This is a genomic window from Arthrobacter globiformis (assembly GCF_030815865.1).
Taxonomy (GTDB): Bacteria; Actinomycetota; Actinomycetes; order Actinomycetales; family Micrococcaceae; genus Arthrobacter; species Arthrobacter globiformis_B.
Genome location: NZ_JAUSXI010000001.1, coordinates 4,211,302 through 4,228,364 on the forward strand (window position 1 = coordinate 4,211,302; position 17,063 = coordinate 4,228,364).

Consider the following 17,063-nt stretch of genomic DNA (forward strand, 5'->3'; position numbering starts at 1 on the left):
GAATAAGTGTTTCAATGGAGTCATGACCGATCACCCGGAAAGCCACGAAGCATGGGCCGGAGCCCTGCGCGCCCACGGCCGCCGGGTGACCAAGCAGCGGCTGGCGGTCCTGGCCGCCGTCGAGCATCACCCGCACTCCCCGGCGGAAAACATCCTGGCGGCCGCCCGCGAGGAACTGCCGGATCTGACGGCGCAGTCCGTGTACGTGGTGCTGGGTGATCTGACGGACCTGCAGATGCTACGCAGGTTCGAGCCTCCGCATTCCCCGGCGCTGTATGAGACGCGGGTGGGCGACAACCACCACCACGCGATCTGCATCAGCTGCGGACGGGTGGAGGACGTCGACTGCGCTGTCGGCCATGCCCCGTGCCTGACACCGCACTGGAGCGAGGATTCCCACCCCATGACCATCCAGATTGCGGATGTCATGTACCAGGGGATCTGCGGAGAGTGCCAGCGGGCCCAAAAACTTCCTTCAAACGTAACTGACAAGTAATCAAGAAATAGGAGAAAGATGACTTCGAACATCTCTGCGCCTGCCGTGTCCACCACGCAGTCCGGCGCCCCGGTAACGTCCGATGCCCATTCCAAGGCTGTCGGCGCTGACGGCGCAATCATCCTCACGGACCACTACCTGGTAGAAAAGCTCGCCCAGTTCAACCGCGAGCGCGTCCCGGAGCGTGTGGTGCACGCCAAGGGCGGCGGCGCGTTCGGCACGTTCAAGACCACCGAGGACATCTCCAAGTACACCAAGGCCGCGTTCCTGCAGCCGGGTGTGGAGACCGAGATGCTGATCCGTTTCTCCTCCGTCGCCGGCGAGAACGGCTCCCCGGACACCTGGCGCGACCCCCGCGGCTTTGCGGTGAAGTTCTACACCTCCGAGGGCAACTACGACCTCGTGGGCAACAACACCCCGGTGTTCTTCATCCGCGACGGCATCAAGTTCCCGGACTTCATCCACTCCCAGAAGCGCCTGCCCGGCTCACACCTGCGCGACGCCGACATGCAGTGGGACTTCTGGACCCTCTCCCCCGAGTCCGCACACCAGGTCACCTGGCTGATGGGTGACCGCGGCCTGCCCGCCTCCTGGCGCGAAATGCAGGGCTACGGTTCGCACACCTACCAGTGGATCAACGCCGAGGGTGAGCGGTTCTGGGTCAAGTACCACTTCAAGTCCAACCAGGGCGTCAACTCCATCACGGGGGAGGAAGCCGAAGCCCTCGCCGGCTCCGATGCGGACTTCTACATTCGCGACCTGCACGAGAACATCGAAGCCGGCAACCTGCCCTCCTGGGACCTGCACGTGCAGGTCATGCCGTACGAGGACGCCAAGACCTACCGCTTCAACCCGTTCGACCTGACCAAGGTCTGGCCGCACGCGGACTACCCGCTGATCAAGGTCGGCACCATGGAGCTGAACCGGAACCCGGAGAACTACTTCGCGCAGATCGAGCAGGCTACCTTCGCGCCGTCGAACTTCGTGCCCGGCATCGCCGCGTCCCCGGACAAGATGCTCCAGGCCCGGATCTTCTCCTACGCGGACGCACACCGCTACCGCGTGGGCACCAACCACGCCCAGATCCCGGTGAACCAGCCCAAGAGCCAGGTCAACAACTACAGCCAGGACGGCGCGGGACGCTTCCTGTTCAACGCTCCTTCGGTTCCGGTCTACGCACCGAACACGTTCGGCGGCCCGGCCGCCGTTGAGCCGCAGAGCCCTGCCGGCGGCTGGGAGAACGACGGCGAGCTGACGCACGCTGCGCACTCCCTGCACGCCGAGGACAGCGACTTCGTCCAGGCCGGCGCGCTGTACCGCGAGGTTTACAACGAGGCCGAAAAGGCCCGCTTCCTGGACACCATCACCGGTGCCGTGGGCGGCGTGAAGAGCCCCGGCATCAAGGAACGCGCCATTCAGTACTGGACCAACGTTGACGCCGAACTCGGCGCCAAGCTCCGCGCCAACCTCGGCGCAGCACCCCTCTCCGATGCCGAAGCCGCCAACAAGATCGGCTAACAGCACCAGATAGCAACAGGAACCCCGCCCGGCACAGTGACCCGTTCACAGCCGCGGCGGGGTTCCCTGCGTCCGGAGATGTTCCCCGAGGCATGCCCTCCGTTACGCCGTGTCGCTGCCGGAACTTCGGCAGAACCGGACGGCATGGCAAAATCGGCAAGGCATCTTCCGCCTCACCGTCGTCCAAAAGGAACTCATGAGCATCGTCCAGCAGGCGCCGGGTGGGGCTGCGGCCGGGACAAACGCGGGCGCAGGACTCCGGCGCAGACCGTCGTTCCGGCCCGACATCCAGGCGCTGCGCGCCCTGGCAGTGTCCCTGGTCGTCCTGAACCACCTGTGGCCAAAGGAACTGACCGGAGGCTACGTCGGGGTTGACATCTTCTTCGTGATCTCCGGGTTCCTGATCACCTCGCATCTGCTGAAGGAACTCCTGGGAACTGGGCGGATCCGCCTGGCTTCGTTTTATGCCCGCAGGATCCGGCGACTGCTTCCGGCGGCCTTCCTGGTCCTGACCGTGTCGCTCATCGCCGCTATGGTGTGGCTACCTTTTTCGCGCTGGGAAGACACAGCACACGAAACCCTCGCCAGCGCCCTTTACGCGGAAAACTGGGTGCTGGCGGCCAAGTCCGTCGATTACTCGGCGTCAACGTCATCGGCAACGGTGGCCCAGCACTTCTGGTCGCTCTCCGTCGAGGAGCAGTTCTACCTCATCTGGCCGCTTCTGCTCATTGCGCTGTTCTGGTGGGCCGGCCGCCGCAACAGGCCTGGAATCCCCGTAGTGTTCGCCGGGGTAGCCGCCGTGACGGCACTCGGGCTCGTGGCCTCTGTGCTCACGACGGAGTTCTCGCCGAACCAGGCGTATTTCGTGACCCCGGTCCGGGCCTGGGAGTTCGGCGCGGGTGCGTTAACCGCCCTGGCGCTCGGGCGGCACGGGCTGCCGTCGCCGGCCTTGAAGGGGGTCGGCCCCGCCGGGTTCATACTGATCGTGGGCTCTGCCCTTGCCTTCAACGACGGGACCGCCTTCCCCGGCTTCCTCGCTCTTGTCCCAGTCCTGGGCACTGTGATGGTCATCTATGCAGGGAACGATAACCGCCGGCCTGCCTTCAAGCCACTGATCAGCATGCTTCCGCTGCAGTACCTCGGCAACATCTCGTACTCCCTGTACCTCTGGCACTGGCCGCTCATCGTCATTGCCCCGTTCGCCTTGGGGCGCGCCCTGGGCCACTTCGACAGGATCGGGATAATCCTGCTCGCCGTTGTCCTGGCAGGCCTCACGAAGGCGTATGTCGAGGACCGCGGCCAGTCATCCCTGTATCTCACCGCGTCAGCGCGGCGGACGTTCGCGGCGATGGCCGTCGGCATGGCCCTTGTTGCCGGGCTTGCCGGCCTTCAGCTGCAGGTCAAGGAGATCCGTCAGGAGGCAGCGGAACAGGCGGCGGCAGCGGCCGCCCGGCAGCCTTGCCACGGTCCGCTGGCCCTGCTCCCCGGCGCCGACTGCACCGATCCGTTCGGACCGTCCGCTGCCCCCGTGATGTCGGCTGCCAATGAGTACTGGAAAACGCCTCCTTCATGCGACCGCCCTGACGACGAGCTGAAGGCCGCGGAGACCAGGACGCACCAGCGCTGTGACTTCTCGGGCGGGAGGCCGGAAGCCAAAACTGTGTGGCTGGTGGGCGACTCCCACGCACAGCAGTGGCAGGCGGCGGTCTTCGCGGCGGCCAAGCAACGAGGCTGGATCGTCAGGACGGCCGTACTGGGAGGCTGTCCTGTGGCGGACGTCAAATTCACGGGCTACGCAGACAGCGCCGACCAGAACTCCACCCGGACCTGCATGGACTGGGCGAACAGGGTGACCGACGCCGTGGCGGCAGACCGACCCGCGGCGGTTTTCACGTCCATGTTCGCGCGGAGGCAGTCCGTTGACGACGGCTCCGGCCGTCCGGTCTCCGAACAGTTCTCCACGGGCCTGCAGAAGACCTGGCAGCGGTGGACCGACGCAGGGTCAAAGGTGTATGTCCTGGCCGATCCGCCGCTCAACCAGGCGGTGCGGCAGCCTGACTGTACCAATCTGCATATCCAGGATCCGGCGTCCTGCGCTGTGGACCGCGCCCTTGCGCAGCCAGAAGACCCGCTCATCACGGCAGCCAAGTCTACGTACAACCGCGACGTCCAGCTGGTCGACCTGACCGATTACTTCTGCGATCCGCGCAAGTGCTACACGGTTGTTGGCGGAGTCAATGTCTACTTCGACGCCAACCACCTCAACCGGGAGTATAGCGAGCTCCTGGCACCGCTGCTGCTGGGCAGATTGGCGAAGTGAGCCAGGTGGTGCCGGTCCGCGCGCATGTTTTCCACATGGGCGAGGTGCCCGTGGCCTAGCGGGGTCAGCGTCCCTAGGCTTCATTCATGAGCACATTCGAGGGCATTCCCGCAGCAGCAACGGAGTTCTATGCTGAGCTGGAAGAAAACAACAGCCGGGAGTGGTGGCAGACCCACTCAGGGGTGTACCGCGAGTCCGTGAAAGGGCCCCTGGCCGCACTGCTCGCCACTCTTGAGCCCCGCTTTGGACCGGGGAAAATCTTCCGGCCCAACCGTGACGTCCGCTTCTCGCAGGATAGATCCCCGTACAAGACGGCCCAGGGCGCTTTCGCCTCGTACCAGGAAGGCGTGGGGTTCTACCTTCAGATCAGCGCGGACGGCCTGCTGGTCGGCGGCGGTTACCACTCACATTCTCCCGCGCAACTGGTCCGCTACCGGAACTCCGTGGACGCAGCAGGCAGCGGCGGACAGCTGCAGCGCATCGTGGACGCCGTCGCAGCAGCAGGCTTCGCCATTGAAGGCGAAAAGCTAAAGACGGTGCCGCGCGGCTTCCCGAAGGACCACCCGCGCGCCGAGTTGCTCAAGCACAAGTCGCTGTCCGCGGCTGTTACCCTGGGCGAGCCAGACTGGCTCAGGTCGTCGGAAGCGGAACGGGAGATCGCCGCCCGGTGGGAACAGCTCCGGCCTCTAGTGGACTGGGTGGGGCGGCACGCCGCCCCCTGACGGCATGAGGGGGCGGCGGTTCAGCGGAACCCGGGACGGCCCGGGCCCGGGGTCGCGCTAAACCTTGCTCAGCTCGTCGCCGTCCCGGTCGCCGAGCTCGCTTGCAGGGCCGTCCACGGCTGCTTTGGCGCCGGCGAACTTCTCGTTGAGCCGGGAGTGACGCTGGCCGTAGGCGAAGTAGATGGCAATGCCCACCACCAGCCAGATTCCGAAGAAGATCCAGGTCTCCACGGCGAGGTTGGTCATCAGATACAGGCACAGCACCGCGGATACGACAGGAAGCACCTTGCCGAACGGGACCCGGAAAGCCGGCTTCAGGTCGGGGCGCTTCTTGCGAAGCACCAGGATGCCCAGGCTGACCATCACGAACGCGGACAGCGTGCCGATGTTGATCATTTCCTCGAGCAGGTCCACGTTGGTGAGCCCGGCGACCAGGGCAACGGCGGCGCCGCAGATGATCTGCAGGCGGGCCGGCGTCGAACGTTTTTCGCTGGTCTTGGACAGGGAGCGCGGCAGCAGGCCGTCCCGGCTCATGGCCAGCACCACGCGGGCCAGGCCCATAAGCAGCACCATGATCACAGTGGTCAGGCCCACGAGGGAACCGAAGGCGATCACCTTCGCGGCGTCGGTGTTGCCGACCGCCTCGAAGGCCGTGGTGAGTGTGGGGCTTTCCGCCTCGGCGAGCTGCGTGTAGGAGACCATGCCGGTCAGGGCAAGGGATACGAGGATGTACAGCAGCGTCACCAGTGCCAGGCCGCCGAAGATGCCGCGGGGCAGCGTCTTCTGCGGGTTCTTGACCTCTTCTGCGGAGGTGGCCACCACATCGAAGCCGATGAAGGCGAAGAACACCAGCGCGGCACCGGCGAAGATGCCCATGGTGCCGTACTGCGCGGGGGCGGCTCCGGTGAGGAAGCCGAAGAACGACTGCTTTAGAACGTCGGCCGCGCCGGCGTTAGCCGTCGGCTCAGAGGCCGGGACGAAGGGGGTGTAGTTGGAGAACTTCAGGTAGCTGAAGCCCACGATGATCACGAACACCACCACGGCGATCTTGATCAGCGTGAAGATGTTGCCCACGCGGGCGGACAGCTTGGTTCCGAGCACCAGCAGCACGGTGAAGACTGCCACGATGAGGAATGCGCCCCAGTACAGGTCAACGCCCCCGAGCGAGATGGCAGCCGGTATTTCGACGCCCATGAGGGCGAAGACCTTGCTGAGATAGATGCCCCAGTACTTGGCGATCACCGCAGCCGCCGTGAAGAGCTCCAGGATGAGGTTCCAGCCGATGATCCAGGCCAGCACTTCGCCCATGGTGGCGTAGGTGAAAACGTAGGCGGAGCCTGCCACCGGGATGGCGGTGGCGAACTCGGCGTAGCACATGATCGCCAGGGCACAGGTGATGGCGGCGACCAGGAAGGAGACGGTGACAGCGGGGCCGGCGAAGTTTGCAGCGGCCTTGGCCCCCACAGAGAAGATGCCGGCGCCGACGGCAACGGCGACGCCCATGATCATGAGGTCCCAGCTGCTCAGGGAGCGCTTCAGCTTGCGTCCGGGCTCATCGGCGTCGGCTATTGACTGCTCGATGGATTTGGTCCGGAAAAGGTTCATTGGAAGTCCACAGTCCTGATAGGGGATGGAAACAGACCTATCAAGTGTAGTGTCCATCCAGTGGACGGCCATATTTGTCCCGAATGTTGAGACGGCTGGCACGCAAAACCACGCCCGGCCCTCCTCCGCGCTGCGGCTGCGCGGTGTGGTGGAGGGCCGGGCGTGGGTCCTTGGCGGCCGCACCCTGAGTCGAAGGTGCGGAACGACGGGCACCGCCCGCGGTGCTGAACCATACGGGAGGTGACCGTTAGTGGACTAGCTGATAACTCGCATCACGTTCCAGCCACTGCCTGCACTGGTCCGAGTGGGGAACAGGCCGGCACCGTTGCCCTGGTAGGACCACAGAACGCCGCTGTTGTCCCGTGCTACCAGGTCATTCCTGCCGTCGCCGTTCAGGTCGCCAGGGGTGCTGATGGCGGTCATGGCGTTCCAGCCGCCGCCAGCCCTCACACGGGTCGGGAACAGGCCGGCACCGTTGCCCTGGTAGGACCACAGAACGCCGCTGTTGTCCCGCGCCACCAGGTCATTCCTGCCGTCACCGTTCAGGTCAGCAGAGGCGCTGATGGCGGTCATGCCGTTCCAGCCGCCGCCGACCCTGATGCGGTTCGCGAAGATTCCGGCACCGTTGCCCCGGTAGGACCACAGCACACCGCTGTTGTCCCTCGCGAGCAGGTCGGCCCTGCCGTCACCGTTCAGGTCACCGGAGGCGCTGATGACGTTCATACCATTCCAGCCGCCGCCAACCCTCACACGGGTCGGGAACAGGCCGGCACCGTTGCCCTGGTAGGACCACAGAACGCCGCTGTTGTCCCGCGCCACCAGATCACCTCTGCCGTCGCCGTTCAGGTCTCCCGCGGCGCTGATGGCGGTCATAACATTCCAGCCGCCACCAACCCGCACACGAGTCGGGAAGGAACCCGCGCCGTCCCCTCGGTAGGTCCACAGCACTCCAGTGGAGTCCCGCGTCACCAGGTCAGTGCGCCCGTCACCGGTGAAGTCACGCAGTGCGTTGGCAGCGACCACAGGGTTGGTTGCCGTGACTGCCGCCGAGGTGCGGGATTCGCTGACGAACCCGTCCTTCGAGCCGGTCACCTGTACGGTGATCGCCTTGCCGACGTCTGAAGCCTTGACTGTGTAGGTTGAGCCGTTGCCACCGACAATGGCGACGCCTGCGCTGAACCACTGGTAGGCGAACGTCACCGGCTGGGGGCCCCAGGTTCCGGTGTTGGTTGTCAGAATCGAACCAACAGCCGTGGAACCCGTAATGCTGGGCACTGCCACGCTCAGCCGTGGGACGGCCGGAGTAACGGCATTCGATGCAAGTGATGGTGCACTGGTTCCGATGGCGTTGCTGGCAATCACTTGGAATGTGACGGCCGTGTCGTTTGTGAGGCCCGTGATAACTACGCTGGTGGCGCCGTCCGGGACGTCGATAAGACCTCCTTGCTGGACACCGCCGGAAAGCACGCGGACCTGGAAGCCGGTTGCGACGCCGCCGGTAGTGGCCGGAGTGAACGAGACGGTAGCCTGGCCGTTTCCGCCGAGGGCGACCACGTTCACGGGTGCCGCCGGAGCAACGCTGTCGGAGAACAGCAGTTGTTCGATGTTCCGCAGGGTGTCGGTACCGTCCGTGCCGACGTTGTCCGTCACCGTGGTGGTTGACCCAGGTGTGCCAAGGTCAGTTGGGTTGCCGTCGGCGTCGGTGGTGGTGACGGTGTAGTTGGCCCGCGGACCGGAGAACCGTGCCGAGTCCGTGCCGCCGGAGGCCGTGAGGATCTCGCGGACCGCCACGATGTTGCCGGGGTTCACGGTTCCCGCGAAGACAGCTTCCTGAAGCGTCGGGCCCGTCAGGTTGCCATTGGCATCCTTCAGGTAGCGGCTGGTCATGGCGCTCTGCCCTGCTCCGTCGGCAGCGGCGCTGCCGATCTCGGTGGCCGGATCATTGGGGTTAGTGCGGACACTGAGCCGGACGCTGAGGTAGGCGTCTCCGTCGATGACGTCGTCGGCTCCGCGGCCTTCGATTTCGTCGCTTCCGCCGCCGCCCAGGAGCACGTTGCCAGCACCCCAAACCAGGGATCCGGAGGTAAGGAGCGGGCAATCCTTGGAAGCGGACGCTGCGATGACCGTATCCGCGGACGTATCGAGATCGGGAACCAAAGCGTCAAGACCCGTTATGCGGTTGAGTCCTTCCTGGTCCAGCACGTTGCAGCCGATAAAGCCGCCACCGCCCACGCCACTGGGAATAACGTCGTCGCCGCGGATCTTGTCATCGAATTTCCAGCCAGAGGCGGCCTCAACTTCGTTGAACTTGTCGCGGACATCGGCCGTCAGGATGTCGAGCGGGACAAGCGGAAGATCAAGGTCCAGGTTCTGCGGTTGAGGGTCACCAAGGCCGATCTCCCAGTCGTAGCCGGAGGCTCCTGCAACCTTTTCGATGCCAGGGCCGCCGAGGCCGATATCGTCGCCGCCCTCCATGTCGTAGTCGTCGTCACCGCCCTGGCCGATCAGGATGTCGTGTCCGGGCTTCTGGGAGTCATCCAGGAAGAACAGGTTGCCGCTGTCCCCCTGCATGAGGTCGGGCTGATCGCCGCCTTCTTCCCAGTCATCACCGCTATCGCCGAATGCGGCGTCAAGGCTCTGACCAAGCATGACGAAGTCGTCGCCGGCTCCGGCAAACGTCTCGTTGGCATTGGCTCCGCCGTTCGTGAAGTCCTTGCCATCGCCACCCATAACGATGTCCAGGCCGGGGCCGGCGTCGATCGCGTCATTGCCGGGGCCGCCCTTCGGGACGTCGTCACCGGCGAGGTCGGTGATGATGTCGTCACCGTTACCGCCGAGCGCGACGTCGGCGCCGTCACCACCTTCGATGACGTCATTGCCTGCACCGCCCCAGAAGGTGTCGCTGTCGTTGCCGCCGTAGATTCGGTCAACACCGTCAGTGCCGTTGTAGACGGACTGGCCGTTGATCCCGGAGGGGTCGACGGTGTTCCTTGCACGGTACTTGATCGTGCCGTCAGGCATGCGGATCAGCAGATCTGGCTCACTGCACTCTGAGTCCGGGTCATCGAGCACGGTGTTGCCGTCGGCCGCAAAGCCAGCGGTGGTGCCTGCCAGCTTCTTCAGTTCGAACTTGCAGTCCGATGTGGCGAACACATCGGCCTTCAGGCTGTGCACGTTGGTGTTGCGCATCATCAGTTCGGCGAAGGAGTTGCCTTCCAGCTGCGCCCTCAGGTTCATGCCCGGCGTGCGGGCCAGATAGTACAGGCGGTCGCCGTTCTGCAGGTCCGTCAGCTGGTTCTCAAACACGTAGTTGAACGTGCTGCCCAGCAGGCCGCCAAACACCACCGTCGTCTCCGCAAGACCGCCGACCCAGAGGTCGACGTTGTCGAGGCCGGTCTTGGAGTTGGTGCCGTCGTTGGACCAAGCTGTGCCCGTACTGTTCATGAACTCCGCGGCGTCGGTCGGAGCGACTTCCCCTGCGGCGGGGCTGACGATGAGCCGTGCGGCCTCCCGCTTGCCTGCCAGCGTTGTGGCGCCCGTGATGGACGGGTGCTGGCCGTAGGCTGCGACGAAGTTGACGAGGGACTCCGGGTGCTTGAGATTCTCGCCGAAATCGACCCAGCTGATGTAGGGCTTCAACTGGCCGTCATTCGTTTTGTTGAAGAGCTCACGGCGAAGGACGTTCAGCCGCGGGATTCCTTCAGAGCGGGCCCGTGTCATGTTGATCGTGGGAAGGTCCAAAGGCAGGCCCAGGAGGTTGTTGCGGAGCGTGTCGGTCACGAACTCATCCAGTTCGTTGCCGGCCTGGTCCGCCATTCCCATGATGATGCTTCCGGCGGCCTCTTCGGAGGTCAGCGGCCCGGCAGCGCCGCCGTTGGTGTACTCGGGCGGGTTGAGGAAGCCGTCGAGCAGCGAGATATCGTTCTGGCTGCCCTTGGTGTCGTCAGAATCACCGAATGTTCCGTTGAGGCCGGCGCCGTCCTCGTTCCTGCGCGAGATCGTTTCGGTCAGCATGGAGTGGCCGAAGCGGTACACCGCGTGGGCGAATTCAGCCTTGACCGCGGGGTTGAGCTCCGTCTGGGTAAACGCGAACGGCTCGAACGGGTTGATTGCTGGCTGCACCTTGCGGGCGAACTCCTCGAAGACCAGGTGCTGGTACTCCATCTCGGTGATGAACCGCGCAGCCTGGAAGAGCCGCTCACCGTTCCAGCCTGCGGCACCTGCAGCCAGCTTCCACTCGGCCAGGGCCTTGACGCCACTGGCAGACGTATCGGTCGTCAGGACGTTCTCAATGTCGTCGACGAGCCGGTCGTGCTCGGAGTGGAAGATCTGGTGGATGGCCGTCAGACCAATGTTCTCGTTGACGCGGCCGTCACCGGCGATAAAGTGCGCGTTGAGCATCTCGTCGTCATAGGTGCCGGGGGCCTGGCTGGCAAAATCGGCCGTGGCCGTAGTATTCGTGTCGGGCGTCGGTGCCACCTTCGGGGTAGCAGGGTTGTGGTCCGTGTCCTGAGGGGACGGGTCAGCGTTGTGGGCGATGTCTGTCAGGAACGGGGTGTCAAAGTACAGCACATCCGCCGGAACCGGTACGGTCTCGTCTACCGTTGTCGTCGACGGGTCGTCGAGATGTCCCTCGACCATGCCGGTCTTGGTCACGTACTGCGGCAGTCCGTTGGGCCCGGGGATGAACTTGCCGTAAGGGTCCGCGGCGATCATCGGGACGTTCAGGACGTCCTTGTCTTCGAGCCTGAGGCCAAGCTTGGTCGCGGCCTGGGCCTTGGTCGTGGCCCAGGTGGCCATTCCACCGGCCGTCGGGCCGGTAGGACCGCCGAGCAGCTTGCCGGTGGGGACGGGCTTGCCGTCGGCGTTGTCGACGTACTCCCGCACGAACACCTGGTGTGAAGCGTGCGACGTGTAGGTCTGGCTCTGGTCGACCCACGGTGAGTCCGTGTTGTTCGCATCCTGGACATCATCCTCGGTACCCATGACACCGTCCGTACCGGGCTGGTTCTGGCCGCGGGTCAGCACCATGAAAGCCTGGCTGGCGGGGACCTCATCGCCGGTGTTGGCCTTGCCGTCGGGACCAACGGTGCGGAGCGGGTCGTCATCCTTGAGCGGAACGAAGACGGTTCCGCCGCTCTTGACTGTCTGGTCGACGCCATGGTCGAAGAACTGACCGAACAGCGTGAACATTGAGTTGTAGGGCGGGGAAAGGCCGACGTCGGTGGTCACGTTTTCGATGAACAGCGTGCTGTGGGACGGCACGCAATCTGCGGGGGCGCCGACGACGGGCGGAGTGGCCAGGGGATCGGGGTCTGTTGTGCAGGGAACGACACCCGTGTTGCCCTGTGTCCTGACAGGGTTACCGGCGGCGGCGACGGCTGCCGGGTTGGTGGAAGTCTGGTCCACGATCAGGTTGCTGATCACGCGAGGCTCGGAGTCCACCACCGTCCCCGACTTTTGAGCGTACGACGAGGTGGCCGGACCACCGAAGGCCGATGCATTCTCGGCACTCGTGAACTTCGGCGTTGTGAGGCGTGGGAATTTCTGGTCAGCTGCGCCGAACGTCTCCTGGCCCGGCTGCAGGTTGTTGCATGACCCGTCGACGGTCCGCAGGCCCGCCGAGACCAGGGGACTGGGGATCTGATCGGGCCCTGTGCCGATCAGGGTGTCACACGGGTGTTCGGGTGAGTACGTTGCTGCGTGGCGCTCAGAGATCTTTATCTGCTTCAGAATGAATGCTAGGTCCGAGGCTGTGATCGTAAAGCCTTCCCCCACCGGTGCCTGAACCGCGTTGGCCGCAACTACTGGCAGCCCCATCGCTGCCGGCATCGCCAAGGTGGTGGCCGCCGCTATCAGGCGGAAGGACATGGACTGTTTGCTGCGCTTCTTGCGTCGTTGACGCCGGTTTGATGGTGGATCTGTGGGAACTGCAGATCGGCTTTGATCTGCACTCCCGTCTGACTTCCAGGCTGAATGGTTCATGGCACACCTGCCGCTAGGAGGAATGTAACGGTGCCATCGTCCGGTGGAGTGCCCGTGAAAACCTTGGGGGTGTGGCTGGCAGGCCCGCTGAGCCACCCAAATTGGGGGTTCCCAATCGCGGTTAATACGTGCAACGCCCGGACGGAGCCCCTTATTTGGGGTCCCCGTCCGGGCGTAACATCATGGAGTTTTGCTGGGCAAAGCCGGTCTACACTGGCCAGTCCATGAGCGTGGAGCGGATCAAGAAGCGTTTGCCTTCCGGTGCCTCGACGGAAAATCCGCTCCCCCGGCCCTCCACCACGTCCACCGTCAGGGGGTGTGGCTCCAGTAGCCGAACTGTTCCCGGGACATCCAGAACTCCAGCGGATGTCCGCCGTCGTCCATGCCCGTGAGCCGCAGTCGTCCGCGGGACCGGACCCTCCGCCGTCGTCCGCGGTAGGGGCCTTCCGGTTGGAGTTTTTGTACAGATCATGCGCCTCGAATCGTGCCAAACGGCCCCTATCTGTACAAAAACTCAGGCGCGGGAAATCTCGATCATCTCCTCGCGCGGCACCACCTTAATGCGTTCACGCAGGACGCCGTCGGACGCGGCAGATTCCGTCCACGATGCGCCGAGGGCTGCCTCGTGGGCGTTCAGCTTGTTCCAGCCCTCCCACGTGGTGTACTCGATGCCGCGCTCCTCGAGCAGGTCGATGATGGCCTGCGGGTCAGGGTTCTGGGCCGGCGGCAGGGTGAGCCGGTCCTCGAGGAGGAAACCGATGGTCTCCAGGGCATCGCCCTTTGTGTGCCCGATGAGGCCTACCGGCCCCCGCTTGATCCAGCCGGTGGTGTAGATCCCGGGGACGGGGTTGCCGCCGGCGTCGAGGACCCGGCCACCTTCGTTGGGGATGACCCCGCGCTTGGCGTCGTATTCGATTTCGTCCAGCGCGGAGCCGTGGTAGCCGATGGCACGGTAGACGGCCTGCACCGGATAGTCGATGAACTCCCCCGTGCCCTTGACGTTGCCGGTGCCGTCCAGCTGCATGCGCTCGAACTTGATGCCGGCAACCTTGCCTGACCCGCCGTCGTCGTAAATCTCCACCGGGCTGTGCAGGAAATGCAGGTGCAGGCGGCGGGAGGACGGCTGTTCAGCCTCGGCGTGCTCCTCGACGAGCCAGTTGGTCATGGTGTTCACCATGGTCTTGGTCTGGTTGTTGCTTCGGATCGCGTCGTCGGAGGCCTCGTCGAATTCGAAGTCCTCCGGGTACAGCACGATGTCGACGTCGCGGGCGTGGCTGAGTTCGCGCAGCTCCAGCGGGGTGAACTTCACCTGGGCGGGGCCGCGGCGGCCAAAGACGTGGACGTCGGTGACCGGCGAGTTCTTCAGGCCCTGGTAGACGTTGTCCGGGATCTCGGTGACGAGGAGCTCGTCGGCGTGCTTCACGAGCATCCGGGCCACGTCCAGGGCCACGTTGCCATTGCCGATGACCGCGATTTCCTTGGCGTCCAGCGGCCATTCGCGCGGAACGTCCGGGTGGCCGTCGTACCAGGACACGAAGTCGGCCGCACCATAGGAGCCGTCGAGGTCGATACCGGGAACGTCCAGCTCGGCGTCCTTGATGGCACCGGTGGAGAAGATGACGGCATCGTAGAAGGCGCGGAAGTCGTGCAGCGTGAGGTCTCGGCCATACGTGACGTTGCCCAGGAACCGGATGTCGCCGCGGTCCAGGACCTTATGCAAGGCGTTGACGATGCCCTTGATGCGCGGGTGGTCCGGGGCCACACCGTAGCGGATCAGGCCGTACGGCGCCGGGTAGGCCTCGAAGAGGTCGATGCTGACCTCAAAATCGCCGTCCTTGACCTCGTTGGACTTGGTCAGGATATCCGCGGCATAGACACCTGCAGGTCCTGCGCCGACGATCGCGACGCGGAGCGGGCGCTTGGCCGTGGATTCAGCTGTGTTGGACACCGTAAGCCCTTCCGGAACGGGAGACCGCGCCCCACCGGCGCGCAGTTTTCAATTCTAATTGTCCGCCCGGCCGGGCGTCCCACCCGTGACAGCGCACGGCGGTGCGTGACGGCTGGCGCCCCCGGTACGGGCGTGCCTACGGACGGCGCTGTGCACCTGCCTACGGGGCCGCACACCTCCGGGGCGCCCACTTCAGGGCCCGCCCCGCCCGCCTCAGCCGCTCTTGCGAAGGGCCACCACATCGCCCTCGCGGTACAGCAGTGCCCGCAGCTCCGACTCCGCCGAGTCCAGGCGCTTGGGGTCTATGGTCTCCCCGGCTGCGAAGTGGTCCAGCAACCGGGGGTCCACGTAGCTCTTGCGAGCGATCGACGGTGTATTGCCCAGCACTGCTGCCGCCTCCATCATGGCGACGCTGATGGCACGCTTCCGCTTTGCCTCGGTTTTCTGCGGCCCGCTCCGGGCCAGGCTGACGGCGGCTGCGACGGTGCCGCGCAGGGTCCGGAAGTCCTTCGCGGTGAAGTCGTCGCCCGTGCGTTCCTTGACGTAGCCGTTGATGTCGGCGCTGGTTACCGGGTGCCACGACCTGCCGTTCTTGTAAGCCAGCAGCCGCGCGTTGCTGCCGCGCCGTTTGAGGGCCTGAGCCAGAGGAGCCAGGTCCGGGTCATCGATGCGGGACTCCCAGGTTTTGCCGCTCTTGGCCGGGAAACTGAGGTGCAGGCATTCCTTGCGGACACGGACGTGGGCGCAAAGCAGGGTGGCGAGCCCGTGGCTGCCGTTTTCGTTCGTGTACCGCTCTGACCCCACCCGCAGGGAGCCGCTGTCCAGCAGCCTGAAGGCCGCGGCCAAAACGCGCTCGCGGGTGAGGCCATCGGACCGCAGATCCATGGTGACCAGCCGGCGGGCGGTGGGCAGCGACTCGGCGAGCTGGAGCGCGCGGTTGAATTTCACGCGGTCTTTCCGTTCGCGCCACTCCGGATGGTAGATGTACTGCCGACGGCCCACCGCGTCCAGCCCCGTGGCCTGGATATGCCCGTTCTCGAAGGGCGCTATCCACACGTCGGTCCAGGCGGGCGGAATGCCGATGCTTTCCAGCCGGTCCCGGACCGGACCGGGCGGCAGCGTGGAGCCGTCCAGGTCCCTGTAACTGAACCCGGCGCCGGCTCGCACCCTCCGGTAGCCGTGACCGGAGGCGTTGCTGTGGCGGAGCCTCATGGAGCCGCCGTCCCGCGCTGTGTCATACACACATGGTAAGCATACTGACCAATCCGGTCGCGCAGGCAACTTTTGCTTCGTTACAGGCGGAATACCACTCCTTAGGATGGTGTTATGGCTCTTGTGCCTAAACCCGACGGATCCGTCTCCTCCGCTGTTCCGACTGTCCCTCCGCACGGCGCCGCGCCCTCGGGCGTGACCAGCTCCGGCCAACTCGGGGGCGCCCCGCGGGCCGGCAGCGCGCGGGCACCCAGTTCGCCCGGCGCACCCAAGGCGGTGGACAAGGAGACGACGGCGGGAATCCTGTTCGGCATCGGCGCTTACGGCCTGTGGGGGCTTCTTCCGCTGTACTTCTTCGTTCTGCTGCCGGCCGGTGCCGTGGAAATCGTGGCCAACCGGGTGGTGTGGTCCCTGATCTTCTGTGCCCTCCTGATCACGGTGACCAGGGCGTGGCGCGTTTTGGGCGCCGCCCTGCGGAACCGCGCCGTCCTTGGGACCTTGGCGCTTGCCGCCGGCCTCATCGCGGTGAACTGGCTGACGTACACCTATGGCGTCACCACCGGGCAGGCGGTCGAGGCTTCGCTTGGCTACTTCATCAACCCGCTGGTGTCCGTCCTCCTCGGCGTGTTCGTCCTCAAGGAGACGCTGCGGCCGCTGCAGTGGGCCGCCGTCGGAATCGGTTTCGTCGCCGTGGGGGTGCTGACCGTGTCCTACGGGAAACTGCCCTGGATCGCCCTGACCCTGGCCGTCAGCTTCGGTCTGTACGGCTTCGTGAAGAAGCGGGTGGGGCCCCGTGTCGACGCCGTCACCAGCCTCACGGTGGAGACGATTGTCCTCACTCCCCTGGCCGCGGCCACGATGATTTTCCTCGCCGCGAGCGGCACTGCCACGCTGACCGCGCACGGCCCCGGGCACTTCTGGCTGCTCCTGGCGTCCGGCGTCATCACGGCCGTGCCGCTGGTGTTCTTCGGCGCCTCCGCCCGCCGGCTGCCCATGACCACCATCGGGCTGCTGCAGTACTTTGCACCGGTGCTGCAGTTCATCGTTGCCCTGGTGGTCTTCCGGGAAGCCATGACGCTGGAGAGGTGGATCGGCTTTGGTGTCGTGTGGCTCGCCCTGCTGGTGCTCACCGTGGACATGCTGGCCGCGACGCGGAAGAGTTCAGCCGCCAAGCGGCTCGCCCGCAGGGAAGCGCGAACGGACACTTGAGCCCCCGCCGCGGGGCCACAACTGTCCGTTCGAGCTCAGAAGGGCAAG

9 protein-coding genes and 1 pseudogene are annotated in these 17,063 nt (G+C 65.2%); 5 read left to right on the forward strand and 5 right to left on the reverse strand.

Features of this window, described 5'->3' with window-relative positions; translation table 11 throughout:
* Positions 1–22: 22 nt before the first annotated feature.
* The 4 genes from QFZ33_RS19635 to QFZ33_RS19650 all read left to right on the forward strand — a co-directional run bounded on the left by QFZ33_RS19635 (position 23) and on the right by QFZ33_RS19650 (position 5,056).
* Complete coding sequence (locus QFZ33_RS19635) at positions 23–496, forward strand: Fur family transcriptional regulator (protein WP_307030166.1); 474 nt, start codon at positions 23–25, stop codon at positions 494–496.
* 18 nt (positions 497–514) lie between these two features.
* Positions 515–2,014: a catalase gene (locus QFZ33_RS19640; protein ID WP_307030168.1), complete on the forward strand. Its 1,500-nt coding sequence runs from the start codon at positions 515–517 to the stop codon at positions 2,012–2,014.
* Between the two features lie 196 nt (positions 2,015–2,210).
* Complete coding sequence (locus QFZ33_RS19645) at positions 2,211–4,334, forward strand: acyltransferase family protein (RefSeq protein ID WP_307030170.1); 2,124 nt, start codon at positions 2,211–2,213, stop codon at positions 4,332–4,334.
* A gap of 86 nt (positions 4,335–4,420) precedes the next feature.
* Positions 4,421–5,056, forward strand: coding sequence for a DUF2461 domain-containing protein (locus QFZ33_RS19650; RefSeq protein ID WP_307030172.1), 636 nt, complete (start codon positions 4,421–4,423; stop codon positions 5,054–5,056).
* A 57-nt stretch (positions 5,057–5,113) separates the two neighbouring features.
* On the opposite strand, the gene QFZ33_RS19655 is transcribed toward QFZ33_RS19650, so the two are convergent.
* The 5 genes and pseudogenes from QFZ33_RS19655 to QFZ33_RS19675 form a co-directional block, all read right to left on the reverse strand.
* Positions 5,114–6,661 (reverse strand): amino acid permease, encoded by a 1,548-nt coding sequence (locus tag QFZ33_RS19655; protein ID WP_307030174.1) that lies wholly within the window; start codon positions 6,659–6,661, stop codon positions 5,114–5,116.
* 255 nt (positions 6,662–6,916) lie between these two features.
* Entirely contained in the window at positions 6,917–12,532 is a 5,616-nt protein-coding gene (locus QFZ33_RS19660) for a peroxidase family protein (protein ID WP_307030176.1), read from the reverse strand.
* 322 nt (positions 12,533–12,854) lie between these two features.
* A pseudogene (locus QFZ33_RS19665) lies at positions 12,855–13,012 on the reverse strand (DUF779 domain-containing protein); the annotation flags it as partial.
* Positions 13,013–13,160: 148 nt separating this feature from the next.
* Positions 13,161–14,594, reverse strand: a complete 1,434-nt coding sequence (locus QFZ33_RS19670) for an FAD-dependent oxidoreductase (RefSeq protein ID WP_307030178.1) — start codon at positions 14,592–14,594, stop codon at positions 13,161–13,163.
* 213 nt (positions 14,595–14,807) lie between these two features.
* On the reverse strand, positions 14,808–15,806 hold the full coding sequence (locus QFZ33_RS19675; RefSeq protein ID WP_307031906.1) for a DNA topoisomerase IB: 999 nt from the start codon (positions 15,804–15,806) through the stop codon (positions 14,808–14,810).
* Between the two features lie 114 nt (positions 15,807–15,920).
* On the opposite strand from QFZ33_RS19675, the gene rarD reads away from it, so the two are divergent.
* Entirely contained in the window at positions 15,921–17,015 is a 1,095-nt protein-coding gene (gene rarD / locus QFZ33_RS19680; RefSeq protein WP_307030181.1) for an EamA family transporter RarD, read from the forward strand.
* Positions 17,016–17,063: the final 48 nt, after the last annotated feature.